At 29.3% G+C, this 24,479-nt stretch carries 31 protein-coding genes and 1 pseudogene; 19 read left to right on the plus strand and 13 right to left on the minus strand.

The window, feature by feature from the left end:
* Window positions 1-141: 141 nt before the first annotated feature.
* From CQA76_RS02775 to CQA76_RS02790, 4 genes are read right to left on the minus strand one after another with little or no spacing between them, the layout of a single operon-like run.
* Window positions 142-729: a tetratricopeptide repeat protein gene (locus CQA76_RS02775; protein ID WP_137621927.1), complete on the minus strand. Its 588-nt coding sequence runs from the start codon at window positions 727-729 to the stop codon at window positions 142-144.
* Between the two features lie 33 nt (window positions 730-762).
* Window positions 763-1,332 (minus strand): dethiobiotin synthase, encoded by a 570-nt coding sequence (gene bioD / locus CQA76_RS02780; RefSeq protein WP_137621928.1) that lies wholly within the window; start codon window positions 1,330-1,332, stop codon window positions 763-765.
* Between the two features lie 9 nt (window positions 1,333-1,341).
* Window positions 1,342-1,656: a DMT family transporter gene (locus CQA76_RS02785; RefSeq protein WP_137621929.1), complete on the minus strand. Its 315-nt coding sequence runs from the start codon at window positions 1,654-1,656 to the stop codon at window positions 1,342-1,344.
* Window positions 1,656-1,988 carry a DMT family transporter gene (locus tag CQA76_RS02790; protein WP_137621930.1) on the minus strand — a complete coding sequence of 111 codons (333 nt, stop codon included), beginning with the start codon at window positions 1,986-1,988 and terminating at the stop codon, window positions 1,656-1,658. The genes CQA76_RS02785 and CQA76_RS02790 overlap by 1 nt, the downstream gene beginning before the upstream one ends.
* Window positions 1,989-2,093: 105 nt before the next feature.
* Between CQA76_RS02790 and CQA76_RS02795 the strand changes: the two genes are divergently transcribed.
* From CQA76_RS02795 to CQA76_RS02825, 7 genes and pseudogenes are all read left to right on the plus strand, one after another.
* Complete coding sequence (locus CQA76_RS02795) at window positions 2,094-2,630, plus strand: 50S ribosomal protein L25/general stress protein Ctc (protein WP_137621931.1); 537 nt, start codon at window positions 2,094-2,096, stop codon at window positions 2,628-2,630.
* Window positions 2,627-3,169 (plus strand): aminoacyl-tRNA hydrolase, encoded by a 543-nt coding sequence (gene pth / locus CQA76_RS02800; RefSeq protein WP_137621932.1) that lies wholly within the window; start codon window positions 2,627-2,629, stop codon window positions 3,167-3,169. Before CQA76_RS02795 ends, pth begins: the two co-directional genes overlap by 4 nt.
* A gap of 1 nt (window position 3,170) precedes the next feature.
* Window positions 3,171-4,229, plus strand: coding sequence for an LptF/LptG family permease (locus CQA76_RS02805; protein ID WP_137621933.1), 1,059 nt, complete (start codon window positions 3,171-3,173; stop codon window positions 4,227-4,229).
* Between the two features lie 30 nt (window positions 4,230-4,259).
* Complete coding sequence (gene lysA, locus CQA76_RS02810; protein ID WP_137621934.1) at window positions 4,260-5,468, plus strand: diaminopimelate decarboxylase; 1,209 nt, start codon at window positions 4,260-4,262, stop codon at window positions 5,466-5,468.
* A 1-nt stretch (window position 5,469) separates the two neighbouring features.
* Window positions 5,470-6,237 carry an HAD-IIA family hydrolase gene (locus tag CQA76_RS02815; RefSeq protein ID WP_137621935.1) on the plus strand — a complete coding sequence of 256 codons (768 nt, stop codon included), beginning with the start codon at window positions 5,470-5,472 and terminating at the stop codon, window positions 6,235-6,237.
* Window positions 6,225-6,476 (plus strand): annotated as a pseudogene (pheA, locus tag CQA76_RS02820) (chorismate mutase); the annotation flags it as partial. The gene CQA76_RS02815 and the pseudogene pheA, both read left to right, overlap by 13 nt.
* Before the next feature lie 239 nt (window positions 6,477-6,715).
* Entirely contained in the window at window positions 6,716-6,931 is a 216-nt protein-coding gene (locus tag CQA76_RS02825; protein ID WP_137621937.1) for a 2-hydroxymuconate tautomerase family protein, read from the plus strand.
* A gap of 315 nt (window positions 6,932-7,246) precedes the next feature.
* On the opposite strand, the gene CQA76_RS02830 is transcribed toward CQA76_RS02825, so the two are convergent.
* Together CQA76_RS02830 and CQA76_RS02835 are read right to left on the minus strand one after the other, a co-directional pair.
* Complete coding sequence (locus CQA76_RS02830; RefSeq protein WP_137621938.1) at window positions 7,247-7,387, minus strand: type II toxin-antitoxin system YafQ family toxin; 141 nt, start codon at window positions 7,385-7,387, stop codon at window positions 7,247-7,249.
* Window positions 7,388-7,389: 2 nt separating this feature from the next.
* Window positions 7,390-7,641 (minus strand): hypothetical protein, encoded by a 252-nt coding sequence (locus CQA76_RS02835; RefSeq protein ID WP_137621939.1) that lies wholly within the window; start codon window positions 7,639-7,641, stop codon window positions 7,390-7,392.
* Between the two features lie 347 nt (window positions 7,642-7,988).
* Between CQA76_RS02835 and fliF the strand changes: the two genes are divergently transcribed.
* From fliF to CQA76_RS02885, 10 genes are all read left to right on the plus strand, one after another.
* Entirely contained in the window at window positions 7,989-9,674 is a 1,686-nt protein-coding gene (fliF, locus tag CQA76_RS02840) for a flagellar basal-body MS-ring/collar protein FliF (RefSeq protein WP_137621940.1), read from the plus strand.
* A complete protein-coding gene (gene fliG, locus CQA76_RS02845) occupies window positions 9,675-10,703 on the plus strand; it encodes a flagellar motor switch protein FliG (protein WP_137621941.1) in 1,029 nt (342 codons plus the stop codon). It begins immediately after the preceding gene.
* Between the two features lie 7 nt (window positions 10,704-10,710).
* Window positions 10,711-11,541: a flagellar assembly protein FliH gene (gene fliH / locus CQA76_RS02850; RefSeq protein WP_137621942.1), complete on the plus strand. Its 831-nt coding sequence runs from the start codon at window positions 10,711-10,713 to the stop codon at window positions 11,539-11,541.
* The gene (gene dxs / locus CQA76_RS02855) at window positions 11,534-13,378 is read left to right on the plus strand and encodes a 1-deoxy-D-xylulose-5-phosphate synthase (protein WP_137621943.1); all 1,845 of its coding nucleotides are present in this window, start codon (window positions 11,534-11,536) and stop codon (window positions 13,376-13,378) included. Before fliH ends, dxs begins: the two co-directional genes overlap by 8 nt.
* 128 nt (window positions 13,379-13,506) lie before the next feature.
* Window positions 13,507-13,917 (plus strand): peroxide-responsive transcriptional repressor PerR, encoded by a 411-nt coding sequence (gene perR, locus CQA76_RS02860; protein WP_137621944.1) that lies wholly within the window; start codon window positions 13,507-13,509, stop codon window positions 13,915-13,917.
* Window positions 13,918-13,962: 45 nt separating this feature from the next.
* Window positions 13,963-15,144, plus strand: coding sequence for a CYTH domain-containing protein (locus CQA76_RS02865; protein ID WP_137621945.1), 1,182 nt, complete (start codon window positions 13,963-13,965; stop codon window positions 15,142-15,144).
* A complete protein-coding gene (gene ubiE, locus CQA76_RS02870) occupies window positions 15,144-15,851 on the plus strand; it encodes a bifunctional demethylmenaquinone methyltransferase/2-methoxy-6-polyprenyl-1,4-benzoquinol methylase UbiE (protein ID WP_137621946.1) in 708 nt (235 codons plus the stop codon). The genes CQA76_RS02865 and ubiE overlap by 1 nt, the downstream gene beginning before the upstream one ends.
* Window positions 15,848-17,017 (plus strand): exodeoxyribonuclease VII large subunit, encoded by a 1,170-nt coding sequence (xseA, locus tag CQA76_RS02875; protein ID WP_137621947.1) that lies wholly within the window; start codon window positions 15,848-15,850, stop codon window positions 17,015-17,017. Before ubiE ends, xseA begins: the two co-directional genes overlap by 4 nt.
* Before the next feature lie 3 nt (window positions 17,018-17,020).
* A complete protein-coding gene (gene serC / locus CQA76_RS02880; RefSeq protein ID WP_137621948.1) occupies window positions 17,021-18,091 on the plus strand; it encodes a phosphoserine transaminase in 1,071 nt (356 codons plus the stop codon).
* Window positions 18,092-18,154: 63 nt separating this feature from the next.
* Window positions 18,155-18,349, plus strand: a complete 195-nt coding sequence (locus CQA76_RS02885) for a hypothetical protein (RefSeq protein WP_137621949.1) — start codon at window positions 18,155-18,157, stop codon at window positions 18,347-18,349.
* Between the two features lie 31 nt (window positions 18,350-18,380).
* On the opposite strand, the gene CQA76_RS02890 is transcribed toward CQA76_RS02885, so the two are convergent.
* From CQA76_RS02890 to CQA76_RS02915, 6 genes are all read right to left on the minus strand, one after another.
* Window positions 18,381-19,361: a beta-ketoacyl-ACP synthase III gene (locus CQA76_RS02890; protein WP_137621950.1), complete on the minus strand. Its 981-nt coding sequence runs from the start codon at window positions 19,359-19,361 to the stop codon at window positions 18,381-18,383.
* Window positions 19,354-20,340, minus strand: coding sequence for a phosphate acyltransferase PlsX (gene plsX / locus CQA76_RS02895; protein WP_137621951.1), 987 nt, complete (start codon window positions 20,338-20,340; stop codon window positions 19,354-19,356). Before plsX ends, CQA76_RS02890 begins: the two co-directional genes overlap by 8 nt.
* 5 nt (window positions 20,341-20,345) lie before the next feature.
* Window positions 20,346-20,492, minus strand: coding sequence for a 50S ribosomal protein L32 (gene rpmF, locus CQA76_RS02900; RefSeq protein ID WP_137621952.1), 147 nt, complete (start codon window positions 20,490-20,492; stop codon window positions 20,346-20,348).
* 21 nt (window positions 20,493-20,513) lie between these two features.
* Window positions 20,514-20,873 carry a hypothetical protein gene (locus CQA76_RS02905; RefSeq protein ID WP_137621953.1) on the minus strand — a complete coding sequence of 120 codons (360 nt, stop codon included), beginning with the start codon at window positions 20,871-20,873 and terminating at the stop codon, window positions 20,514-20,516.
* The gene (gene ndk / locus CQA76_RS02910; RefSeq protein ID WP_137621954.1) at window positions 20,874-21,287 is read right to left on the minus strand and encodes a nucleoside-diphosphate kinase; all 414 of its coding nucleotides are present in this window, start codon (window positions 21,285-21,287) and stop codon (window positions 20,874-20,876) included.
* Between the two features lie 131 nt (window positions 21,288-21,418).
* Entirely contained in the window at window positions 21,419-21,703 is a 285-nt protein-coding gene (locus CQA76_RS02915; protein WP_137621955.1) for a DUF362 domain-containing protein, read from the minus strand.
* A gap of 227 nt (window positions 21,704-21,930) precedes the next feature.
* Here CQA76_RS02915 and CQA76_RS02920 point away from each other — a divergent pair, with 227 nt between their 5' ends.
* Window positions 21,931-22,527, plus strand: a complete 597-nt coding sequence (locus CQA76_RS02920) for a peroxiredoxin (protein ID WP_137621956.1) — start codon at window positions 21,931-21,933, stop codon at window positions 22,525-22,527.
* 119 nt (window positions 22,528-22,646) lie between these two features.
* The gene (gene flhB, locus CQA76_RS02925) at window positions 22,647-23,735 is read left to right on the plus strand and encodes a flagellar biosynthesis protein FlhB (protein WP_137621957.1); all 1,089 of its coding nucleotides are present in this window, start codon (window positions 22,647-22,649) and stop codon (window positions 23,733-23,735) included.
* 12 nt (window positions 23,736-23,747) lie between these two features.
* Here the strand turns inward: flhB and motB are convergent, their stop codons facing one another.
* A complete protein-coding gene (motB, locus tag CQA76_RS02930; protein ID WP_137621958.1) occupies window positions 23,748-24,479 on the minus strand; it encodes a flagellar motor protein MotB in 732 nt (243 codons plus the stop codon).

Here is a 24,479-nt window from a genome sequence, read left to right on the forward strand (position 1 = left end):
TATTAGCGATATGCAATAAAAGAAGTTTAGAAAATTGCTTACTTGATGAAAATTTTAAAGATTTTTTAAAATTAGATTTTACGTGAAGTTAAAATGCAAAATCCTAACTTTGTAATGCAAAAGTTAGGATTAAAATAATTTTTAAGAATTGCTTTTTAATTGATGATATTTTTCGCAATAATCTTGTTTAGCGCTATCATTACTTTTAGCTTTATCACAAGCTTTTTTATAGTATTGTAAGGCCTTAGAGCTATCTTTTTTGATCGATATTTCTTTATCTTCTATTCCTAGTTTATATTTTATTACCCCTTGTTCATATATTTTTGCAAGATCATTGCAAGTTTTTGTGTCTTTTGAATCACAAGCTTTGTTAAGATATTCTAAAAATTTAGGAGCATTATGTTCTTCTATGTATAAATTTGCAAGTTCAACGCAGCTTTGTGATACTTCTAAATCACAAGCTTTTTCATAATATTCCGAAGATTTGCGTGTATCACCCATAATATTACGATAAATATTTCCAACTTGAAAACAAGAAAATCCTGATCTTAATCCCGAATTTAAATTACAGGCTTGTTTTAAATACTCTATAGCCTTATCTCGATCACCACTTTTTAACGCCTCCTGACCTTTTTTAAACAAGTCGTTTACAGATGAACCATCCTGTGAACATGCACAAACTACAAATAAAAAATTCAAAATTAAAAATTTAAATAATATTTGTTTCATTTTTCGATCCTTTATTGTCAAACAAATGATGCATTAAAATTTATTAATGATTTTTAAAAGTTTTTCGCAAACTTTATCATCAAATTCTATAATAGGAATTTGTGTATATTTTTGTATAAAATCTTTACTAAAAGGATCTTCACTTTTTAAAACTAAGGCAAGGACGGGTATATCTTTTTGCTTTAAAGCTTCTATGCTTAAAAGCGTATGATTGATACTTCCTAGATAATCTTTTGCGACTAAGATAGTAGGGCGTTTAAATTTTTGCATAAAATCAATCATTGTTTTTTCATCATCAATAGGTGAAAAAAGGCCGCCTGCAAGCTCTATAATGAGTTTATCACTTTGAGGCAAAGCAATATCAAAAGCTTTATAATTTAATCCTTCTAAAGTTCTTGCCTTGTGAGGCGATATAGGAGTTTGTAAAAATATACCCTCTTTAAAAATTTTGGTTTTTGGGCTAAATTGAGCTATGGTATCACTATCTTTTGGAGTGCCTGCTTGAATGAGTTTAAAATAATCAAAACCCAACTCTTTGCAAATTCTAGCACTTAAATACGTTTTTCCAACATCGGTATGAATTCCACTAATATAAATTTGCATTTAATCCTTTCAAGAAAGTAATTTTAAAGCTATAGTAGAAACTAAAATCACTAAAATAAAAAAGAGTTTTAAGAAATTTTTACTCTCTTTAAATAAAACCACACCCACTACAACGCTGCCTACAGCACCAATGCCTGTCCAAATAGCATAAGCAATACTCATAGCAATGCTTTGCATGCTTAAACTCAAACTCATAAAAGAACACATAAAGCATAATATGAGAGATAAAAGATATTTTTTTGCGTGTGTATCGACGTATTTTTTCATGATGATAACGCCTATAATTTCACAAATTCCAGCAATGATTAAAAATATCCAAGCCATTAATTCTCTTTAGAACTAAATTTTAAACCTATTACACCGAGCAATAAAAGCAGTATGAAAAAGATTTTTAAAATAGAAAATTTTTCATGAAAAATGGCAATTTCGGCTATCACAATGCCAGCGGTTCCAATACCTACAAAAACACTATAAGCTACACTGATTTCTATTTTTTTACATGCTTTTAAAAAACAATTAAAAGAGATAAAAATACCTATAGCGGTTAAGCAATAATGCCAAATTTCATAGGAGTATTTTAAACCACTCACCCAAAAACACTCTATCAAGGCTCCAAAAATAACCCATAGCCAAGCAGTATTTAATTCTTTTTTCAAAAAATATCCCAAATACAGTTTTAAATTATAATTATATACTTTTTTACTTTTAACTAAGCCAATATTTGCTAGAATTAAAGCTTATTTTTTTGAAAGGATAAAAAGATGTTAGAAGGTATCGTTAGAGAGAGTATCGGTAGAAAAGCAGCTAAAGCTTTAAAAAGAGATGGTTATCTAATAGCAAACATCTATGGTAAAGGATTGGAAAATATCCACGCTGCTTTTAAGGTCAATGAATTCATTAAAGAAGTTCGTAAAAAAACAACTTTAGCTTTTGATGTTAAAGTAGGTTCTCAAACTTTAAATGTTGTGGTTGTGGATTATCAAAAAGATCCAGTTACAAGTGATTTAAAACACGTGGATTTAAAGGTGGCACAAAAAGGTGTGCTTTCTAAGTATATGATTCCAGTTAAAATCACAGGAACAGCTATCGGTCTTAAAAATAAAGGTGTTTTAATCCAATCTAAGAGAAGATTAAAAGTTAAATGTAAAGCTGAAAATTTACCAAATTTCTTTGAACTTGATGTTAGCAAACTTGATGTAGGTGATGCTTTACTTGTTCGCGATGTAGTAGTTCCTGAAGGTGTTACTATTTTAGACGCTGATAGGATAGCGGTTGTTGGCGTAGAAAAAGCTAGATGATCTTAGTCGTAGGGCTTGGCAATATAGGCGAGGAATACAAAAATACTCGCCATAATGTAGGCTTTATGCTCATTGATTTGATTTTAAAAGATCAAAATTTTACAAATCTTAGCAATTCAAAATTTAAAGGAGAGCTATTTAAGATAGACTCTTCCTTACTTCTTCTTAAGCCTAGCACTTATATGAATAATTCAGGCATTAGCGTTAAAGCGGTTAAGGATTTTTATAAATGTGAAAGACTTATAGTTATACATGATGATATCGATATAAATTTAGGAGCTTTGCGTTTTAAAAAAGGCGGTTCAAGCGGCGGACACAATGGGCTTAAAAGTATCGATTCTTTATGTGGAAATGATTATGAAAGAGTGCGTATAGGTGTAGGCAAGGGAGAAAATGTCATCTCTCATGTTTTAGGACAATTTAAAGATGAGGAAAAAATAATTTTAGATAAAATCTTAGAACACTCTAAAAAAGCGTTATTTGAATTGATTGAAAAAGATTTATCAAGTGTTTCATCTTTATATAGTTTAAGAGCTTAAAATGTGGATTTTTTTTCGTTTCATTTCAGAAATTTATCTTAAGAATTTTTTTATAATATTTTTATCTTTAATTGGTTTTTATTGTGGTATTGATTTGCTTTTAAATTTTAAAGATTTGCCACAAAGTGTCAACCTTGAATTGCTTTATGCGGTCTTTTTAGCTTGTTCTGCTGTGCCTTATATCTTACCACTTTCTATAGTTTTTGCATTTGTATTATCACTCATTTCAATGATTAGAACCAATGAATTTGTAAGTTTTTATGCCTTGGGTATCAGTAAAAATTTAGTTGTTATTTTTCCTTTTTTGTGGGCTTTGTTTTTTTGTTGTGTTTATATTGGTTTAAATTTTACTTCTTTTGCTTATGCGAATGATTATAAAAAAAATATTTTAAAAAATGGAGTTTTAAATAAACAAGGTGGAGAGGTTTTTTTAAAATTCAATAATGATTTTATCTATATTTCTAAAATTAATAACGGACAAGATAGTATTCAAAATATCAAAATTTTTGATCTTAATAACTCCACTTTAAATTCTTTTATCGAAGCTAAAAAAGCGTTTTTTAAAAAAGGAAATTGGATCTTAAAAGATGGAAATTTAACCACTCTTCCTAAAGAATATATACTTGGAGCCAAAGGACTTGATGTGCAAGATTTTAAAGAATTAAGTGCTTTAGAGGGTTTTAAACCAAAAATCATTGAAAGTGTGGCTAGTAATAGTAGTTATTCTATTTTAGATGCCTGGGAGAGTTTAAGACTTTTTAAGGATCAAAATATTAGCATAGAAACGCTAAAGATTAATCTCTATAAGCTTATATTTATGCCATTTTTCGCCCCTTTTTTAATGCTTATTATGTATTATTATTTTCCAGTCATTGCTAGATTTTTTAACCTTGCCTTTGTCGCTTTTGTCGCTTTTGTCGCTACATTGCTATCTTGGGGATTATTATTTTTATTTTCTAGGTTGAGTGAAAATGGCGTTATAATCAGTGAAATTGGTATTGTTTTGCCTATTGTGTTGTTGGGCTTTTTTGGCTTAATGAAGTTTTATAAAAATCGTTGATTTGATATTGAAATTTAAAGAAGGTAAAGTATGGATTATAAAAAACTTAAAAATGAATTTCAAACCCCTTTTTATATCTATAATTTTGATGCGATCAAAGAAAAATTTTTAGAATTAAAAAATGCTTTTAAAGCCAGAAAATCACAAATTTTTTATGCTGTAAAAGCTAATTCAAATTTAAGTCTTTTGCAAATGTTTACAAAATTAGATAGCGGATTTGATTGTGTGAGTATAGGTGAGGTTAAACGTGCTTTAAAAGCGGGTGCAAAGTCTTATAAAATCATTTTTAGTGGAGTCGGCAAAACTAAAGAAGAACTCAAACTTGCTTTAAAATATAATATTTTATATATCAATCTTGAAAGTGAAGCTGAAATGATGCTTTTGGAGCAAGTGGCTAAAGAATTAAACACTCAAGCAAGAATTAGCATAAGGGTTAATCCTAATGTAGATGCAAAAACTCATCCTTATATTTCTACAGGATTAAATGAAAATAAATTTGGGGTTGAAATTGAGAGCGCTAAGAAAATGTATATTTATGCAAAGAATTCTTCTTTTTTAGAGCCTATTGGGATACATTTTCATATTGGATCACAACTTTTAGATTTAAGTCCTATATATGAGGCAGCTAGTATTGTTGCAAAACTCGTTAAAGAATTAAAGTCTTTAAAGATTGATCTTAAATTTTTTGATATTGGTGGAGGGCTTGGCGTAGCTTATGAAAAAGGTGATTTAGAGCCTAATCTTTACGAATACGCACAAGGAATTTTAGCTAGTCTTAATGGGCTTGATATAACCATAGGAATGGAACCTGGGCGATTTTTAGTGGCTCAAAACGGAGAATTTGTTTGTTCAGTTCTTTATGAAAAACATAATAAAACAAAACGTTTTGTTATCGTTGATGGTGCTATGAATGATTTGATACGCCCAAGTTTATATGAAGCTTATCATGAAATTTATATGCCTTATAATCAAGGAGAAGAAAGCCCATGTGACGTTGTAGGCGGGGTTTGTGAAAGCGGTGATTTTTTTGCTAGGGAAAGATTATTACCTCATACGCAAAATGGTGATATAATGGTGATTAAAAATGCTGGAGCATACGGCTTTAGTATGAGTAGTAATTACAATACTAGAAATAAAGTTTGCGAATTAGCTTTAGAAAATGGGACGATAAGACTGATTCGCCAAAGAGAAAGCTTTGAAGATCAAATTGCTTTAGAGGAGAAGTTTATAAAGGTTTAAAATGTTTTTTTTAGATGTTCAAGGAACGCTTATTTCAGATGCTGATAAATCTTTAATTTTCGGAGCCAAAGAATTAATCGATTTTTTAAACACAAATAATCTTGCTTATGTGATTATCACAAACAATACCAAAAAACTTGATTTTTTAGAAATTTTAAGACAAAAGGGCTTAAATATAAAAGATAATGCTTATTTGGATCCTTTTTGTATTTTAAAAACTCTTTTTAAGCCTTGTAAAGTGGCTGCTTTTGGTGCTAATGAGTTTTTGCAAAGTCTTGAAATGCTTGGCTTTAAGTTGGATTTTAAAAATCCAGAATTAGTTCTTATTGCTAGTTTTGATGATTTTAAATTTAATGATTTTGCTAGCATTATAGAAATGATTAAAAATGGAGTTAAAGTTGTGGCTATGCATGAAAGTAGCATTTATAAAAAAGACAATAAATCTTACCCAGGGGTAGGAAGTATAATGGCTATGCTTAAAAACGCAATTCATTTTGAATATGATGTTGTGGGTAAGCCAAGTGTGATTTTTTATAACGAGGCTTTAAAATTGTTAAAAATGCAAAATCAAAATGCTCGATTTGAAGATATAAAAATAATCAGTGACGATTTTAAAGGGGATTTGCTTAAAGCAAAAGAATTAAATATGAAAACTTATTTAGTTTTAAGTGGAAAACTAAACAATACTAAAGGCATTGATACAAGCGTTCTTGATGGAGTTTATCCGAGTGTTTTTGAAATTTTAAAGGAAGAGCAATGCTTGATTTAAAAGAACTAAGAGATAAAATTGATATAGTGGATGATAAAATTTTAGAGCTTTTAAATGAAAGAATGGCTTATGTTAAAATTATAGGAGAAATTAAAAAAAACCATAATAAAGAAATTTATTATCCCAAAAGAGAAAAAGAGATTCTTGATCGTTTAAAAAATAAAAATTTAAAAAATTTAGATCATGATGCCATAGAATTGATTTATAACAAAATTTTTGCCGTTTCAAGAGATTTAGAAAATAACTAAAAGAAGCTATTGCTAACTACACAAAGAAAAATAAAATTCAGTTTATTGGCATTGAGATCGGATATAAATTTAACGAAGTTGGTGGTAAAATTTTGAAGTAATACTTTTGTAATTATTTTGTTTTTTATATGGCTTATTTAACTCAAGACGATTAAAGTGATATTTTTCTATACAATAAAAACTTAAAAATTATGCTAGAATTATGAAAAATTTAGAATCAAGAGAATATTATGCCCTTTGTTAATATTAAAATCACAAGAGAAAAAGATGAGCCTACGCTTAAACAAAAACAAGAGTTAATCGAAGGCGTTACAGATTTAATTGCTAGAGTTTTAAATAAAAATAAGACTTCCACTGTTGTAATTATTGATGAGATTGAAATGGATAATTATGGTTTGGGTGGTAAAACCATCACTGAGGTAAGAGAAAATCAAAAGAAAAGTTAGATTTACTTTAATAAACTGCTATAATAAGCTTTTTGTAGATAAAAAGCACAAAAACTAAGGTCTATACCAAAAAAATATCTAAAAACTTAAATTAGGTAAAAAGAAAAAGCGATTTAAAAAATCCGGAAGTGAATTTCGTGATTAAAGGTTTTCCAAAGAAATAAAATTTTTAACTATAAATTAGTTTTTTTGTAAAAAATATTAGTTTTTAATCGAGTCTTTTATTTCACAATAGGTTTAAAAGATTGGAATAAAATATAAAAGATATTTGAAATTTAACCTTTTTGTCGATATTGTGTAAATAAATTCTACCGTCTAATCTTTAATTCTTTCTGGTAAAATATCATCATTTATTAATATTTCTATAACTTTATCTACTTTTGTTATATTCCATTGTTGTTTTATAATACGCTTATAGTCTTTCTTAAAAATATTTTCAATAAAAACTTCTCTCATAATTAATCCATAAGATATTGTTTTAAACTAGCAAAATCTTTAAATGGTCCTTTTAAATTACTTTCTTTCAAAGCCTTTCTAGTTTCTTCCGTTGGCTCGTCCATAATCTTTTCTAATTTCTTTTTTAAAAACTCTAACGCTTCTTGATTTTCTTTAGTCTCTAAAGCAAGTTTTTCTGCTTTTTTTTCTTTTAAAGTAAGGGCGTGTATGAGTTGTTTTTCACTAGCATTTTCATACTTGGCATAATCAAACATTTTTATCCCCTTTTTAATTAAATTTCATTTTTATTATAGCTTATTTAGCTTTAAAAAACTTATTTAAGGCTCTAAACATAGATGATAAGTAATATATTGTAATAAATTGTGCTTTTGGTGTTTATAAGCTATAAATATTTATTTAACCAAAATAAATAAAATTACTGAATAATGTGATAATTTTTATTTATTTTTTGGTAAAATTAAAGTAAAATTTTCTTAAAATTTGCTAAAAGAAAAATGTAAAGTACTTTTGAAAAAATAGCAAATAAGCACTTTTCAATTCTATGTACATAGATATTAGTTATTTTGAGGATAAAATTGATTAAATTAAGGGATGAGAATTAATGGATTTTAAAGAAATGCTGCACCAAGTCGGACAACTTTATCAGAAATTGACTCGCAAACAGCGTATAGTTATTGCTGCTTCTATAGTTGTTGTAGTTGGATTTTTAGTGTTTTTGACATTATTTCGTGGAAGTGGAAATAGTGCACATGATGGCTATGCTGTTTTAGTTGAAAATGTTAGTCCTAGTTCTTCTGCAGCAATTGTAGCAAAGTTAGAACAGAATAATATTCCTTATAAGCTTGCTAGTGAAAATAAAATTTTAGTTCCTCAAGATCAGGTTTATCGTCAAAGAATGTTTATTGCTAGTGAAGGGTTAATTAAAGATAGTCGTATAGGTTTTGAAGCCTTTGATCAGCAGCAATTTGGTGCGACTAACGAAGAGCAAAAAGTTAGGTATCAAAGAGCTATTGAAGGTGAATTATCAAGAACTATTGAAACGCTTGAACCAATCCGTAGTGCAGTTGTGCATATAGCTTTTCCAAAAGATACGGTTTTTACCGAAAGACAAATTCCACCAACCGCATCTGTTGTGGTTAATGTCAAAGAAGGATTAAAGCTTACTCGAAAGCAAATTGATGGAATAAAAAATATAGTTTCAGCAGCAATTCCTAAACTTACAAAAGAAAATGTTAAAATCAGTGATCAACGAGGTATTCCACTAGATGAGCAAGAAGCATATGAAGATGATTTAGTTCGTGCTCAAATAAAATTTAAAAGCGATCAAGAAAAAGCACTAGAAGATAAAATCATAGAAAATTTAGCTCCTTTTGCGGGTGGAACAGATAAGGTAAAAGTAAGTGTAAATATAGATTTTGATTTTTCTAAACAAGAATCTCAAAGTGAAATTTATGATCCAAATCCTATTGTAAGAAGCGAGCAGACTTTAAATGAGGAAAGAACTGGAAGAAAAGATCCTGAAATTCAAGGTGTTCCAGGTGCAGTTTCAAATATAGGTCCGGTTGAAGGACTTGATAATAAAGGAGAAATTGATACTTATAAAAAAAATCAAGTCACTACAAATAATGAGCTTTCAAAGACAGTTACTAATACAAAAAAACAATTTGCAACTATTCTTCGGACATCAGCAGCTGTAACAATTGATGGAAGATATCAAGATACTGTTGATGCTAATGGAGATGTTAAGAGTGAATATGTTCCACTAACCAAACAAGAATTAGCAAGTATTGAAAGTATAGTAAAAAATACAATCAATTTTAATGCCACAAGAGGTGATAGTGTTGTGGTGCAAAATTTACCATTTCATCGTGAAACTATCAGGGTTGAAAGCAAGGTTAAAACCTTTTATAACCGCTTTATTGAGCCTTTCATTCCTCCTGTTAAATATTTTATTGCAGCAATCTTGCTTTTTATTTTTTACAAAAAAGTTATCACACCTTTTACGCAGAAAATGCTCGAAGATGTGGCTGCACAAGAGGAGGCTCAAGAAGGAGGGCTTAATGCTATCATAGATGATGCTGAGGATGCATTAGAGAAATTTAATGCAGCTAGAAAGAAAGTTGAAGAACAACTTGGTTTTGGAGATAATTTCAATGAAGATTCTATTCAGTATGAAGTTTTACTCGAAAAATTACGAGGGTTAGTAAGTGATAAGGGTGAAGAAATTGCTATTCTTTTGCAAAATTTAATTCAAAACGATAGTGAATTTAGTGAAAAGGATATATAGATGATAAAGCTTAGCGAAGAACAAAAAATGGTTTATGACGATTTATCGATGCCTGAAAAGGTAGCGATATTTCTGATACAACTTGGCGAAGATGCAACGACTTCTGTGTTTTCTCACATGGAGATTGATGTTATTACCGAGATTTCCCGTTATATTGCCATGGCAAAAAATGTTGATAGATCAGTAGCTACAGCTGTTTTAGAAGAATTTTACACCCTGCTTCAATCTAATCAATATATTAAAAGTGGTGGTTTGGAATACGCTAAAGAGATTTTATTCCGTACTTTTGGTCCTGAAATTGCCAATAAGATTCTTGAAAAACTTACTAAAAGTATGGAAAACAATCAAAATTTTGCTTATTTGGCGCAAATTAAACCGCAACAATTGGCAGATTTTATCACTAAAGAACACCCACAAACTATTGCTCTTATTTTAGCACATATGGATTCAATCCATGCGGCTGAAACTTTAGAATATTTTAGTGACGAATTAAGAGCTGAAGTTGTGATCAGAATGGCAAACCTTGGAGATATTTCTCCAAGTATCATCAAAAGAGTTTCTGCTGTTCTTGAAAGCAAACTCGAAAGTCTTACTTCTTATAAAGTTGAGGTGGGTGGTCCAAGAGCCGTGGCTGAAGTGCTTAATCGTTTAGGGCAAAAAGCAAGCAAATCTACTATTACTTATATTGAACAAAGTGATGAACGCCTTGCTGAAACGATTAAAGAGCTTATGTTTACTTTTGATGACATACAAAAACTTAGCACTCAAGCAATAAGAGAAATTTTAAAGGTAGCCGATAAAAAAGATCTTATGATAGGACTTAAAGGAGCCAGTGAAGAATTGAAACAAAAATTCTTAGCCAACATGTCTTCGCGTGCAAGCGAAGCTTTCCTTGAAGAGATGGGATTTTTAGGAGCTGTACGTGTTAAAGACGTTGAAGATGCTCAAAGAAAGGTGGTTGAAGTGGTACAAAAATTAGCAGAGCAAGGTTTAGTACAAACTGGCGATGCTGATGAGATGATAGAGTAGGTATAATATGACTAATCGTAGTAATGTAATTTCAAATGCAACTTCCGAGCAACATGTAGTTGAAGGTTATCATTTTAAGGTTATTTCTGAATTCGATAATCCTGAAAAAAATTCCAATATACAAACACCAAATGAGGATAAAATTTCAAACCCTACAAATGAAGTTCAAGAGCAAAATCAAGAACAAATATCTGATTTAGAATCCGCAGCTAATGAATCTAGCTTACCTCCAACTTTTCAATCAAGCTTTGTAGAAGATTTGCTTAAAAAAACGGATGAAATGTCAAGCAATATTATTAAACTTCAAATGCAAATAGAAAGTCAAGAAAATGAATTTAATAACCGCTTGAATTCTGAACTTGAAAATGCTAAAGAAAAATTTTCAAAAGAGGGATATGAGCAAGCTAAATTAGAATTTCAAAAAGAATTAGATGAGTTAAAAGATAAATATTTAAAAAGTATTGCTAAACTTGATGAAGCTTGTGTAAAATTGGATTCTTTTATAGAAAAAAATGAAAAAGATCTTGCTGATACCGCTATTGATATTGCTAAAGAAGTTGTGAGTAAAGAGCTTGAAAGCAATTCAAGTAAAATTGCTTATGCTTTAGCTAAAAATTTAGTTAGCGAGTTAAAAGGAGCAAGTTCTATTGAGATTAAAGTTAATTCTAATGATTATGATTATTTAAAAGAACATTTTGGTGAGTTTTCTCATATAAAGGTGAGTCTTGATGATGCTATCAGCAAAGGAAGTGTGATTATTTTAAGTGATAATGGTAATATAGAATCTGATTTAAATTCCCGTCTTGTAAAAATTAAAAAAATGGTTAATAATGAATAAAATTTTTACTCATTCACAAATAGATTTAGAATCTTTAAGTATAAATGAACTTGAGAGTTTGGCTCAAAAAATCAGACAAGAAATTATAAAAGTCGTTTCTAAAAATGGTGGACATTTAAGCTCTAATTTAGGTGCAGTAGAATTAACAATAGGCATGCATACGGTTTTTGACGCAAAAACAACTCCTTTTATTTTTGATGTTTCTCATCAATCCTATACTCATAAACTTTTAAGTGGAAAGGAAGATATTTTTCATACTTTAAGACAGTTTAATGGGCTTAGTGGTTATACAAAACCTAGCGAAGGGGATTATTTTATAGCAGGACATTCTAGTACTTCTCTTTCTTTAGCAGTTGGAGCTTGTAAGGCTATAGCTTTAAAGGGTGAGAAACGTATTCCTGTAGCATTAATTGGTGATGGAGCTTTGAGTGCAGGAATGGCTTATGAAGCTTTAAATGAATTAGGAGATTCTAAATTTCCTTGTGTAGTGATTTTAAATGACAATGAAATGAGTATTTCAAAACCAATAGGTGCGATTTCAAAGTATCTTTCACAAGCAATGGCAACGCAATTTTATCAAAATTTTAAAAAACGAATTGCAAAAATGTTGGATATTTTACCTGATTCTGCAACCTATATGGCTAAACGTTTTGAGGAAAGCTTCAAACTTATTACCCCTGGACTTTTATTTGAAGAGTTGGGGCTTGAATATATAGGTCCTATTGATGGACATAATTTAACAGAAATCATTTCTGCTTTAAAACAGGCAAAAGCAATGCAAAAACCTTGCGTAATTCATGCTCAAACTCTAAAGGGCAAAGGTTATGCTTTAGCAGAAGGTCAGCATTCTAAATGGCATGGGGTTGGGGCTTTTGATATTGATAGCGGAGAAGCTTTAAAGAAAGGTGGTGCAAAAAGTGCTACCGAAATTTTTTCTCAAAAATTATTACAATTAGCTGAAAAATATAAAAATATTGTAGGTGTAACTGCTGCTATGCCTAGTGGAACTGGACTTGATAAATTAATTGAGCGATATCCTGATCGTTTTTGGGATGTGGCTATTGCTGAACAACACGCAGTGACTTCTATGGCTGCTATGGCACGAGAAGGATTTAAGCCTTTTATAGCTATATATAGTACTTTTTTACAACGTGCGTATGATCAAGTGATCCATGATTGTGCTATTATGAATTTAAATGTTGTTTTTGCTATGGATAGAGCCGGTATAGTAGGTGAAGATGGCGAAACCCATCAAGGTGTTTTCGATGTGAGTTTTTTAGCTCCTTTACCTAATTTAAGTTTAGTTGCCCCTAGAGATGAACGAATGATGGAAAATATTATGGAGTATGCTTATTTTCATCAAGGTCCTTTAGCTTTTCGTTATCCTAGAGGCAGTTTTATTTTGGATCAAGAATTCAGTCCTTCTAAGATAGAATTAGCTAAAGCTCAATGGCTAATAAAAAATGAGAGTAATATCGCTTTTATAGGTTATGGTCAGGGTGTAGGAAAAGCTTGGCAAGTTTTTAAAAAAATGCAAGAATTAGAACAAGATGTAAATTTGATCGATTTAATTTTTGCTAAACCTCTAGACGAAATGCTTTTAAAAGAACTTGCTAAAAAGACTAAGGTTTGGTTTGTATTTAGCGAAAATGCTAAGATTGGTGGAGTAGCAAGTTTATTACAAACTTTTATTCAAAAATATGATTTTAATGTTAAAATTATCTCTTTTGAATATGAAGATAGATTTATAGAACATGGAAAAACGAATGAAGTTGAAAAAAATTTAAAACTTGATGTAGAAAGTATAGTTCAAGAAATACAAATTTATTTATCATAACGGATTTTTAAAAGGTGTTAAAAATTAATATTATTTTATTATCTAATAAAAAATATTATATAATATAAACTTCTTTTAATGAAAATTTTATTATTATTTCTTAATTTAGAACATTTGAGGATATTGATATGGAAATATTAAAGATGCTTAAAAAACATGATTTAAAAGCTACTCCGCAAAGATTATGTGTTTTAAAAATTTTAAAAAGACATGAACATCCAAATATAGAAGAATTATATGCAGAAATTAAAAAAGAATACCCTTCCATATCTCTTGCTACAGTTTATAAGAATTTAAATACTTTGCAAGAACAAGGTTTAGTTGTTGAAATCAATGCTTTAAATCAAAAAACTTGTTATGATATTTACGAAGAAGAACATGTTCATATTGTTTGTTTTAAATGTGGAAATATAGAAGATTTAAGTTTTAAAGATATTCAACTTAATGAATATCAAGAATTTTTAGAAAAAAAGATAGGAAATTTAATCAATCATTTAGCCGTTTGTGCTTATGTAGATGGTTGTAAAAAGTGCCATTAAGGAAAATAAAGTTAAAATAGCTTATAAATTTATAAGGTTATTTTAATGGTTCATGAAATTCAAAAAAACTTTTTGCTTTCCGATACAACTCTTTTAAGAAATTTTCAAAAAGATGGGGTTTTATTTAAAATTTCTGAAATTGAAATTTTTTATACCAAAATAACCTATTCCAAAAACATAAAGTTTAAAAATATTGATGGTAATTATTATAAAATTACTGAAATAAATGATGAAATTTTAGAACAAAATCAAGAAGAAAAAATATCTAAAAAAGAATTTATAAAAGCTCGTAAGAATCGTATAGGAAAAAGTATCAAAAAAAAACGTTATGAATTTAAGTTTTGCTCGCTAAAAAGTTTTATTGATGTATATAGTAAGCCAGAAATTTGTATTTTTAAAATTTTTTTTCCTACTCTAGAAGAAGCTTGCCATTTTACCTTGCCAAATGAATTTAAAATTCAAAAAGAATTTGACTATGCTTTAGATTCTAAGTTTATGATGCTTTATGGATGTGATTTTTTTAAGATTGATATTGAAAAATATTTTAAAAAGATTGAAAAAGATCCGGATATAATTTTAAAATTTCCAAATTTAATTAATGCTTTTGAAGGATATAGAATTTTTTTATTTTATTTGTTTAAAAAGCTGAGATTTTATTGGAATTTAGCTTTGGATAAAAAACAAGAAGAATCTTTTTATGAGTTTCTTTCTTATAGCAATAAAATTTATGTTATTCTAGTTACCGCAAATGGAGTTTTTAATCAAAATTTGAGCAAAGATTTAATTTTTAGATTTAAAGATCTAATTAAGCAGTTTAATCGCTTTTATAAACAAGATAATGAAGGTTTGCTTTTATTTTTAAGTAGTGAAAATTTGCAAAGTTTATTTAGTGATTTTGATTTTTTTGTAAAAGAAAATTCATTTTATGAAGGTAAAAAAAAAGATAAACTCTTTAAGCAAATTATTGCGATAGAATTTAGAAAAAAATTAATTTTTTTTAAAAAGAATTTACTGAAAGATTTTGAAAAAAGTTTTTTAGAACTAACTATTTTTTTAGAATATTTTTGTGATTTTTTTGATATAAAGTCTTTAAATAAACTATATAAAAAGTATTTTATTTTACAATCTAAAAAAGAAGTTCTTTCTAAAATAGGAAGCAAAAGAGAGAAATTTGATAAATTGATTTCTCAAGCAAGTAAAGAATTAAAAATTTATAAAGGGTGTTGATGCAAAAACAAGATAAGATCATAGAAATGTTTAATGAGATTGCTCCTACTTACGATAAAGCGAATAGGATTTTAAGTTTTGGAGTGGATACAAATTGGCGTAAATTTGCTTGCAAAAGAGTTTTAAAAATTTATCAAAAAGATAATTTAGATATAATTGATGTAGCTTGTGGAACGGGTGATATGGTTGCTATATGGCAAGAAAAGGCTAAGATGCTTTCTAAAAATATCACAAGTATTAAAGGTATTGATCCAAGTGAAGGTATGCTAGAGATTGCTAAGCAAAAATTTCCAAATATTGATTTCATACAGGCAAAGGCTCAAAATTTGCCTTTAGGGAATGAAAGCGTTGATATTGTAAGTATAAGTTATGGAATTCGTAATGTAGTAGAAAGAAAACAAGCTTTAAATGAATTTTTTAGAGTTTTAAAAAAAGGAGGAATTTTTGTTGTTTTGGAATTTACAAAAAGAGAAAAAGGTGGATTGATAGCCACTCTAAGAGATTTTTATTTGAAAAATATTTTACCAACTTTAGGTGGAATTATCAGTAAAAATAAAGATGCTTATGAGTATTTGCCTAATTCTATTGATGAATTTTTAAGCAAGGAAGAATTTATAAAAGAATTGAGTGACTCTGGCTTTGAAATGATAGATTTTAAAAGCTTTAGCTTTGGTGTTAGTTCAATGTTTATAGCCAAAAAATTATGACTCCAAGTGAATTAAATTTAAAGGCTAAGGCTTTATTAGAAACGCATTTTGTTGATATTGTGCTTAGTGGTGAAATTTCAAAAATCACTATACATGGCTCAGGACATTGGTATTTTGATTTAAAAGATGAAAAATCAAGCATAGCTTGTGTTATGTTTAAAAATAACAATTTAAAAGTTCATTTTAAGCCTGAAGTAGGGGATTTACTAGAACTAGTTGGTAGTGTTAGTTTGTATCCTGAAAATGGAAGATACCAATTTGTTGCTAACAGTATGAAAAAATCTGGATTTGGTGATTTAGAAAGTCAATTTATTGCCCTAAAAGAAAAATTACAAAAAGAGGGTATGTTTGATAGTATCCATAAAAAAGTCTTGCCTAAATTTCCAAAAAAAGTAGGAATTATCACTTCAAAAACTTCAGCTGTTTTGCAAGATATGTTAAAGCTTATTAATCAAAAAGAATATTTTTTAGCTAAAATTTATATTTTTAACGCCTTAACTCAAGGCAATACAGCGCCAAACTCTTTAATCGATGCTTTAAGAAAAGCTGACATTATGAATCTTGATGTTCTTATTATGGCTAGAGGAGGGGGTAGTCGAGAAGATCTTTTTTGCTTTAATGATGAAAATTTAGCAAGAGAAATTTTTAAAGCTAAAACTCCTATTATTTCGGCTATTGGACATGAGATTGATTATGTTATTAGTGATTTTGTTGCTGATCTTAGAGCACCAACTCCTTCAGCGGCGATAGATTTTTTATTTTATTCTAAGTTAGATTTGGAACAAAATTTAGATAATTTGGAAGAAAATTTTATAAAAACGATGAATCAAAAGATGCAAAATTACCAAGATTTACTTTTCAATCTATATCAAATTTTTAAAGCTAAATCTTTAAAAAAAACTATAGGGGATAAACAAGATCAAATTTCACTTTTAATGAAACAAATCAAGCTTTTAATTAAAAATAAATTAGAAAAAGCAAATTTAAAATTGGAAAAAATAGAAAATTCTTTTTTTCAACATGAAAATTTTTTTAAAAAAAGTGAAAATTTAATTTCATTAAGTCAAAATGGTAAAATAGTAAAATTGCAAGATTTAAAAGATGGTGATACCGTGCTTTTAAGCTCTCAAACTGTGCAAAAACAAGCAAAAATTTTAGAGGAGTGAAAGATGAGAAAGATTAATTTTAGCGCAGGTCCTTCTACCTTGCCTTTGGAAATTTTAGAGCATGCAAGAAATGAGTTATGTGATTATCAAGGCAAGGGATATTCTATTATGGAAATTTCACATCGCTCTAAAGTTTTCGAAGAAATACATTTTGGAGCTATGAAAAGAGCAAAAGAAATTTATGGTTTAAATGATGATTATGAAGTTCTCTTTTTGCACGGAGGCGCTAGTTTGCAATTTGCAATGATACCGATGAATTTATCTTTGGGTGGAATTTGTGAATATGCTAATACAGGGGTTTGGACGAGTAAGGCTATTAAAGAAGCTCAAATTTTAGGCGTTGATGTTAAAGTGGTTGCTAGTAGCGAAGATGATAAATTCAATCATATTCCAAATATCGATTTTAGTGATCATGCTGATTATGCTTATATTTGCTCTAATAATACTATTTATGGAACGCAGTTTAAAGATTATCCTAAAACAAAAAGTCCTTTGATTGTAGATGCATCAAGTGATTTTTTTTCTAAAAAAGTTGATTTTTCAAATATAGCTCTTTTTTATGGGGGTATACAAAAAAATGCTGGAATTTCTGGCTTGAGTTGTGTTTTTATACGTAAAGATATGATCGAAAGATCACGTCAAAAAAATTTAACTAGTATGCTTAAATATGCTATTCATGTTGAAAATCAATCTTTATATAATACGCCTCCAACTTTTGCTATTTATATTTTTGATTTAGAAACAAAATGGATTTTAAAACAAGGTGGACTTGATCAAATATATGATAGAAATTTAAAAAAGGCTACGATGCTTTATGATTGTATAGACTCAAGTGAAGGATTTTATCAAGGACATGCCCATAAAAAAGATAGATCTTTAATGAATGTTAGTTTTTCAATCAATAAAGACTTAGATCCTATTTTTGTTCAAGAGGCCGAAAAAGAAGGATTAATAGGTTTAAAGGGTCATAGAATTTTAGGCGGAATTAGGGCAAGTATTTATAATGCCATCACTTTAGAACAGGTGCAAATTTTATGTGAATTTATGAAAGATTTTTTAAGAAAATATGCTTAAATTTATTGACATTGTTTTTTTTTTTTTTTTGTATAATGCGCTTTGCTTTTAAAGGATAAAATGATGATCACTTTAGCTATAAAAAAAGGAACATGGGTTTATGTTTATAGTGGAGAGAAGCAGTTGTATTCAATTTATTGCGATAAAGATGATGAAATTATGGGATTTACGGGCTTTAGTGTTTCAATCAAAAAAGGAAAATTTATTCATACTTACGATGAGAAAGGTCACGAAGTATCTTCTCTTTTAATAGATTAACAATTAGACATTGATTGGTAAATTTAAAATCTTATTTCTGATAGTTCTTTCCACCAAAACGAAGTAAAGCAGATCCCCAAGTAAATCCACCTCCAAAAGCATCAAGTAAAATCAAATCCCCTTTTTTTAAACGTCCCTCTTCATAAGCATCATTCATTGCCATAGGTATAGAAGCTGCTGACGTATTACCATATTTGTGTACAGTTATGACGCATTTTTCATCACTTAAATTCAGTCTTTCTTGAACAGCTTTAATAATACGTAAATTGGCTTGATGAGGGATAAAAAGATCTATATCTTCAGAATCAATATTGTTTTTTGCTAAAATATTAACAACGTCATTACTAAGTGTTTGTACCGCTACTTTAAAGACTTCATTGCCTCTCATTTGCATTGTTAAGGGATGGCAGATATTAGATTTTTGAGCTCGTTGCGTCATTAAAAGATCTCCAAAATTACCATTACTTGCAGTATGAACATCAATAATAGGATTTTGATCATCAAGACTTACAATACCAGCTCCTGCGCCATCACCAAAAAGAATACAGACACTTCTATCATTATAATCTATAATAGAGCTTGTTTTTTCTACTCCTATAATAAGCACATTCTTTTTTAATCCACTTTCAATGAAGGCTTTAGCTTGTTCAAGTAGATAAATAAATCCTGAGCAGGCTGCTGAAACATCAAAGGCGGTTATATCTTTAAGTCCTAAATTTGCGGCAATTTTACAGGCTGTAGATGGCATAGTAAAATAATCAGGGCTTAAAGTTGCAACGAGTAAAGCATCAATATCATCAATTTTTAAATCTGCCCTTTCGATAGCTTTTATAGCAGCTTTTGTTCCTAGATCACTAGTTTTTTCATCATCACTTGCAATTCGGCGTTCTTTAATTCCAGTACGCTTAGTAATCCATTCATCTGTAGTATCTACCATTTTTTCAAGATCAGAATTACTTAAAATTTTATCAGGTATATAAGAAGCTATACTTTTTAAACTTGCTTTAGGCATTATACTTCTCTAATTCATTTTCTATCAAGGTGTTGATATTGGATTTACTAAAATTAATGGCTTGAAAAATAGCATTTTTAATCGCTCTAGCATCACTTTTTCCATGACTTATGATAACGCAACCATTTACTCCAAGCAAAGGTGCTCCACCGTATTCTTGCCAGTCAATATGCTTTTTAAGTTTTTTAAATACAGGTTTCATCATTAAAGCACCTATTTTAGCAAATACAGATTCTTTTACTTCTCTTTTTAAAATTTGAAAAATAGCCGTTGCTACGCCTTCACAAGCCTTTAAGATCACATTTCCATTAAAGCCATCACAGATTAAAATATCAATTTCTCCATTGAAAATATCCCTACCTTCAGCGTTGCCGATAAAATTTGGAATTTGCTTCATCATTTGATGAGTTTCTTTAGTAAGTTCATTTCCTTTGCATTCTTCTTCACCATTGGATAATAAAGCTAAACGAGGTTTTGCAATATTCATCAATTCTTTAGCATAAATATCGCCCATGATGGCAAATTGGAATAAATGTTCAGCTTTACAATCTGTATTTGCACCTACATCTAAAAATAATGTTTTATTTTTTATATTTGGCATTAAAGTTGCAATTGCCGGTCTTAAAATACCTTTCAATCTCCCAAGCCTTAAGGTAGCCAAAGACATACTTGCTCCACTATGACCCGCAGAAACAATTGCTTTAGCTTTTTCATTTTTTACCAATTCTATAGCTTTGTAAATTGTAGTATCTTTGCGTTTTAAAGCATCGGTAGCATTTTCATCCATAGAAAAAACTTCATAAGCTTCTTCATATTGGATGTATTGTTCTAGATTTTTTGGAATCAAAGGTTTTAAAATTTTGGGATCACCTACTAATATAGCTTTAAATGACCTTTCTTTTAGTGCTTCAACAACACCTTCTATGATAGGTTTTTCTCCAAAATCTCCACCCATTGCATCAATAGCAATGTTTATCATTGATTTTAATATTCCTTAGTATTTGGGTTTGCACGATGAGGCATTTTATAGCTACCATCTTTATCTTTTACAGGCATAGGAAGACTAACTTTATAGTGAGTTCTTCTTTTTGCTGCACGAGTTTTACTTACTCTTCTTTTAGGTACTGCCATTTTATCTCCTTTATAAAATAATTAATTTTTATTTTTGCAGTGATTACAATAAAAATAATCACTTAAATAAGCTTCAAGTTCACTAATTGCAACTTCTATTAGATCTATTTGTCCGTCAAAAAATTCTATGGTATTGCTTAATTCGTTAATTTTATCTTTAAAAATACCATCACTCGCAAAAAGTTCTAAATTTTCATCAATAGAAAGTTCCAACTCTTCACCACAGCTATCACAAGGTCTATAAACAAAACCTTGCATTATTGCATTTATTTTAACAAGTTTTGTATTTATTTTTGCTAAATTTCCTTCAAAAATTACATTTTCAAGATTAAGTTTGAAAGGATAATTTGTATTATTAATCTTTGAAAAACTAATTTTCATTCAGCAAATTTCGTTTGATTTAAAGAAAAACTCGATTTCATTTTTTGCGTTTTCTAAACTATCACTTCCATGAACAGCGTTTGCATCAATACTTTCTGCAAAATCTGCCCTAATAGTACCAGGTTGAGCCTCTTTTGGATTAGTTGCTCCCATTAATTCTCTATTTTTTAAAACAGCATTTTCGCCCTCTAATATAGAAATAACAACAGGACCACTGATCATAAAATTCACCAAATCTTTAAAAAAAGGTCTTTCTTTATGAATAGCATAAAAATTTTCCGCTTGTTCTTTTGTAAGTTGAAGTTTTTTTAATGCGATTATCTTAAGTCCATTGCTTTCAAAGCGATCTAAAATTTTGCCTATAAAATTTTTCTTAACAGCGTCAGGTTTAATGATTGATAAAGTTCTTTCCATAATAGAATTGCTCCTATAAAATATTAAAACAATATTCCAAGATTTATTTTGTAATTTAAAGTGTAGAATTATACTGAAATTTTTTTAAAAAAAATTAAAGAAAAGCTAGTTAAAACTAGCTTTTTCAAGAATTAAGCAAAAACTGGAGTATTACCATTTCTCATATCTGCACCGATATTATCACGGCTTGGTTGTCCTGAAGCAATTCCACTCCATACTATACATCCATCAGTTGGACAGGCGCTTGCACAGGCTGGTTGATCATTATGTCCTACACACTCGACACATTTGTCTGCATAAACATAATAACTATCTTGTCCCTCTGGATTGTTAGCGTCATCAACAATAGCACTAACAGGACATTCATCAATACAAGAACCGCAAGCAATACAAATATCTGTAATTTTTACTGCCATTTTTTCTCCTTTAAAATATTAATTTAACTTTTTGGTTGGATAATTTTATCATAGTATTCTTAAAAAAACTAAAATTTTGATAATCAATAAAGTATATATTTTGATAAATGATTTTTAAAAAATATTATAAAACAAATCTATCAAGTTTAATTGTATTTTTAAAATCTTTTAAAGATTTAAACGATATAATTTAGCTATCAATAAAATTTATTATTTAGGAGAAAAATATGATCGTTACAAAAAAAGCTTTAGATTTTACTGCACCTGCAGTACTAGGAAATAATGAAATAGTTCAAGATTTTAATCTTTATAAAAATATAGGACCAAAAGGGGCAGTTGTATTTTTTTATCCAAAAGATTTTACTTTTGTATGCCCTTCAGAAATTATCGCTTTTGATAAAAGATATCAGGAATTTAAAAATCGTGGTATTGAAGTGATTGGAATTTCAGGAGATAATGAATTTTCGCATTTTGCTTGGAAAAATACTCCAATCAATCAAGGTGGCATAGGTCAAGTTAAATTTCCACTTGTAGCAGATTTAACAAAACAAATTGCTAGAAATTTTGATGTTCTTTATGCTGAAGCGGTAGCACTTAGAGGTTCTTTCTTATTAGATGCTGATGGAACAGTTCGCCATGCGGTTATTAATGATTTACCATTGGGTAGAAATATTGATGAAATGATTAGAATGGTAGATACTATGCTTTTTACAAATGAACATGGTGAAGTTTGTCCTGCGGGTTGGAATAAGGGCGATGAAGGTATGAAAGCTAATCCTAAAGGTGTTGCAGAATATCTTAATAAAAACGAAAACAAATTATAATTTTGAGATATCTCTTTTTAAAGAGATATCCCTTTTAAAAATTTCACTCTAACTTTTGACTTGAATTTCATAAATTTTCATTATATAATTTTCTTATAATTTTTTAATCAGGATCATTAATGCCAGGCGAAGATCAAGAAAAAACCGAAGAACCTACGTCCAAAAAAATAGAAGATGCTAGAAAAGAAGGAAATGTTCCAAAATCTCAAGATGCCGCAGCTATTATAAGTTTAATAATTGGTGTTTCTATAACATTATTTATGATGGGTTTTATTGGTGAGAGAATTACAAATTTATATAGATATTATCAAAGTTTCGTTGGCTTGGAATTAGATTTGCGTGTAGTTCAAGCTATTATGATTAAAAGTATTTTTGAAGTTTTGATTATGCTTGCGCCTATAGTTTTAAGTATTATGATAGCTGGTGTTTTAGGTAATATTATGCAGTTTGGCTTCATTTTTACTACAAAACCTATTATGCCAAATTTAGGAAAAATTAACCCTTTAAAAGGTCTTAAAAATCTTATTTCTTTAAAAAAACTCATTGATACTATAAAAATCATTTTAAAAGTAAGCATAGTTTTTAGTATAGCTTTTGTTGTTCTTTTAAAATTTATGAAAGAATTACCACTTGTTGAGCGCTACAATATTGTATTGCAACTCACTTGGCTTCGAGATAAAGCTATTATTTTAGCTGCAATTGTAATTATCGCTTTTTTGATTATTGCTGTTTTAGATGTTTTTTTAGTGCGTTTTCAGTATTTTAAAGGTTTGCGTATGAGTAAACAAGAAATTAAGGATGAATATAAACAAATGGAAGGAGATCCTCAAGTTAAAGGTAGAATTAGGCGTTTACAAATGGAAGCTGCACGTCGTCGTATGGTTCAAGATGTTGCTGGAGCTGATGTGGTTATTACAAATCCTACTCATTATGCAGTTGCAATTCGTTATGATACCACCAAAGAACAAGCGCCTCGCGTAGTTGCTAAAGGAGTTGATTTTCTTGCTTTAAGAATCAAGCAAGTTGCTTATGATAATAATGTAGTGGTTTATGAAAACCCTCCTTTAGCAAGAGAGCTTTATAAAGTTTGTGATGTCGATGATTTAATCCCTAGAGAACTATTTAAAGCAGTAGCTGAAGTATTAGGCTTTGTTTATAACACTAACAATAAAGGGCGTTTAGCTGGACAAGTAAAGAATAATCATTAAAAAAGCAAAAAATTATTTGCTTTTTTCAATAAGATTAAGTACGGATTGTTTTGCACTGCTATCTTTAATATCCACTTTAAAATAAATTTGAGCTCGATTATTTTCTAAAGCTTGTGGATTTCCATCAATAGGATTATTAAGCCCATAGCTTTTTAAGGTAATATTTTTGGTATTAACTCCACCTTCTACGAGATATTTTAAGACACTTTCTGCTCTAGTATAACCTAGTTTATAACTTCCCAATGCAGATTCGCTATTATCGGTATAGCCTCTGATTTCAATTTCTATTTGAGGTGGTAAGTATGAAATGAGTTGAGCAATACGTTTTAAATAATCCTGCACGTCAGCTGATTTTATTTCAGAGCTACCTCTTTCAAATTCAACTTTTGATGGCAAATTGAGTATTTCTTGATTTTCAGATTGATCAAGTGCAGCTTGAAGTTTTTTGATAATTTCTTGTTGGCTCATAGACATTTGTTTGAGTTTATTTAATTCATCGTCTTTTTCTTCTTGTGAACCTTTAAATTTATGAGTATCTTGAGTTTGTTGCTGTACCGTTTGAGTTGCGGTATATTCAAAAATTTTCACAAATTCAGTTTTTAAGGCTTCTACTTTAGCAGGATTAGTTTTTGAAATCGCCCAAAGTGCAATAAAAAGTGCCAAAAGCAAGGATAAAAAGTCTGCATAAGGAACAGCCCATTTCTCACCAGCTGGGCACTCTGGACATTTTACTTTTTTAGCCAT

This window comes from Campylobacter aviculae (assembly GCF_005406215.1).
In the GTDB taxonomy this organism is placed as follows: Bacteria; Campylobacterota; Campylobacteria; order Campylobacterales; family Campylobacteraceae; genus Campylobacter_D; species Campylobacter_D aviculae.

Coding starts and splice junctions, on each gene's coding strand:
- CQA76_RS02775 (WP_137621927.1), bottom strand. CDS start 729: ATGAAACAAATATTATTTAAATTTTTAATTTTGAATTTTTTATTTGTA.
- bioD (WP_137621928.1), bottom strand. CDS start 1,332: ATGCAAATTTATATTAGTGGAATTCATACCGATGTTGGAAAAACGTAT.
- CQA76_RS02785 (WP_137621929.1), bottom strand. CDS start 1,656: ATGGCTTGGATATTTTTAATCATTGCTGGAATTTGTGAAATTATAGGC.
- CQA76_RS02795 (WP_137621931.1), top strand. CDS start 2,094: ATGTTAGAAGGTATCGTTAGAGAGAGTATCGGTAGAAAAGCAGCTAAA.
- pth (WP_137621932.1), top strand. CDS start 2,627: ATGATCTTAGTCGTAGGGCTTGGCAATATAGGCGAGGAATACAAAAAT.
- CQA76_RS02805 (WP_137621933.1), top strand. CDS start 3,171: ATGTGGATTTTTTTTCGTTTCATTTCAGAAATTTATCTTAAGAATTTT.
- lysA (WP_137621934.1), top strand. CDS start 4,260: ATGGATTATAAAAAACTTAAAAATGAATTTCAAACCCCTTTTTATATC.
- CQA76_RS02815 (WP_137621935.1), top strand. CDS start 5,470: ATGTTTTTTTTAGATGTTCAAGGAACGCTTATTTCAGATGCTGATAAA.
- CQA76_RS02825 (WP_137621937.1), top strand. CDS start 6,716: ATGCCCTTTGTTAATATTAAAATCACAAGAGAAAAAGATGAGCCTACG.
- CQA76_RS02830 (WP_137621938.1), bottom strand. CDS start 7,387: ATGAGAGAAGTTTTTATTGAAAATATTTTTAAGAAAGACTATAAGCGT.
- CQA76_RS02835 (WP_137621939.1), bottom strand. CDS start 7,641: ATGTTTGATTATGCCAAGTATGAAAATGCTAGTGAAAAACAACTCATA.
- fliF (WP_137621940.1), top strand. CDS start 7,989: ATGGATTTTAAAGAAATGCTGCACCAAGTCGGACAACTTTATCAGAAA.
- fliG (WP_137621941.1), top strand. CDS start 9,675: ATGATAAAGCTTAGCGAAGAACAAAAAATGGTTTATGACGATTTATCG.
- fliH (WP_137621942.1), top strand. CDS start 10,711: ATGACTAATCGTAGTAATGTAATTTCAAATGCAACTTCCGAGCAACAT.
- dxs (WP_137621943.1), top strand. CDS start 11,534: ATGAATAAAATTTTTACTCATTCACAAATAGATTTAGAATCTTTAAGT.
- perR (WP_137621944.1), top strand. CDS start 13,507: ATGGAAATATTAAAGATGCTTAAAAAACATGATTTAAAAGCTACTCCG.
- CQA76_RS02865 (WP_137621945.1), top strand. CDS start 13,963: ATGGTTCATGAAATTCAAAAAAACTTTTTGCTTTCCGATACAACTCTT.
- ubiE (WP_137621946.1), top strand. CDS start 15,144: ATGCAAAAACAAGATAAGATCATAGAAATGTTTAATGAGATTGCTCCT.
- xseA (WP_137621947.1), top strand. CDS start 15,848: ATGACTCCAAGTGAATTAAATTTAAAGGCTAAGGCTTTATTAGAAACG.
- serC (WP_137621948.1), top strand. CDS start 17,021: ATGAGAAAGATTAATTTTAGCGCAGGTCCTTCTACCTTGCCTTTGGAA.
- CQA76_RS02885 (WP_137621949.1), top strand. CDS start 18,155: ATGATCACTTTAGCTATAAAAAAAGGAACATGGGTTTATGTTTATAGT.
- CQA76_RS02890 (WP_137621950.1), bottom strand. CDS start 19,361: ATGCCTAAAGCAAGTTTAAAAAGTATAGCTTCTTATATACCTGATAAA.
- plsX (WP_137621951.1), bottom strand. CDS start 20,340: ATGATAAACATTGCTATTGATGCAATGGGTGGAGATTTTGGAGAAAAA.
- rpmF (WP_137621952.1), bottom strand. CDS start 20,492: ATGGCAGTACCTAAAAGAAGAGTAAGTAAAACTCGTGCAGCAAAAAGA.
- CQA76_RS02905 (WP_137621953.1), bottom strand. CDS start 20,873: ATGAAAATTAGTTTTTCAAAGATTAATAATACAAATTATCCTTTCAAA.
- ndk (WP_137621954.1), bottom strand. CDS start 21,287: ATGGAAAGAACTTTATCAATCATTAAACCTGACGCTGTTAAGAAAAAT.
- CQA76_RS02915 (WP_137621955.1), bottom strand. CDS start 21,703: ATGGCAGTAAAAATTACAGATATTTGTATTGCTTGCGGTTCTTGTATT.
- CQA76_RS02920 (WP_137621956.1), top strand. CDS start 21,931: ATGATCGTTACAAAAAAAGCTTTAGATTTTACTGCACCTGCAGTACTA.
- flhB (WP_137621957.1), top strand. CDS start 22,647: ATGCCAGGCGAAGATCAAGAAAAAACCGAAGAACCTACGTCCAAAAAA.
- motB (WP_137621958.1), bottom strand. CDS start 24,479: ATGGCTAAAAAAGTAAAATGTCCAGAGTGCCCAGCTGGTGAGAAATGG.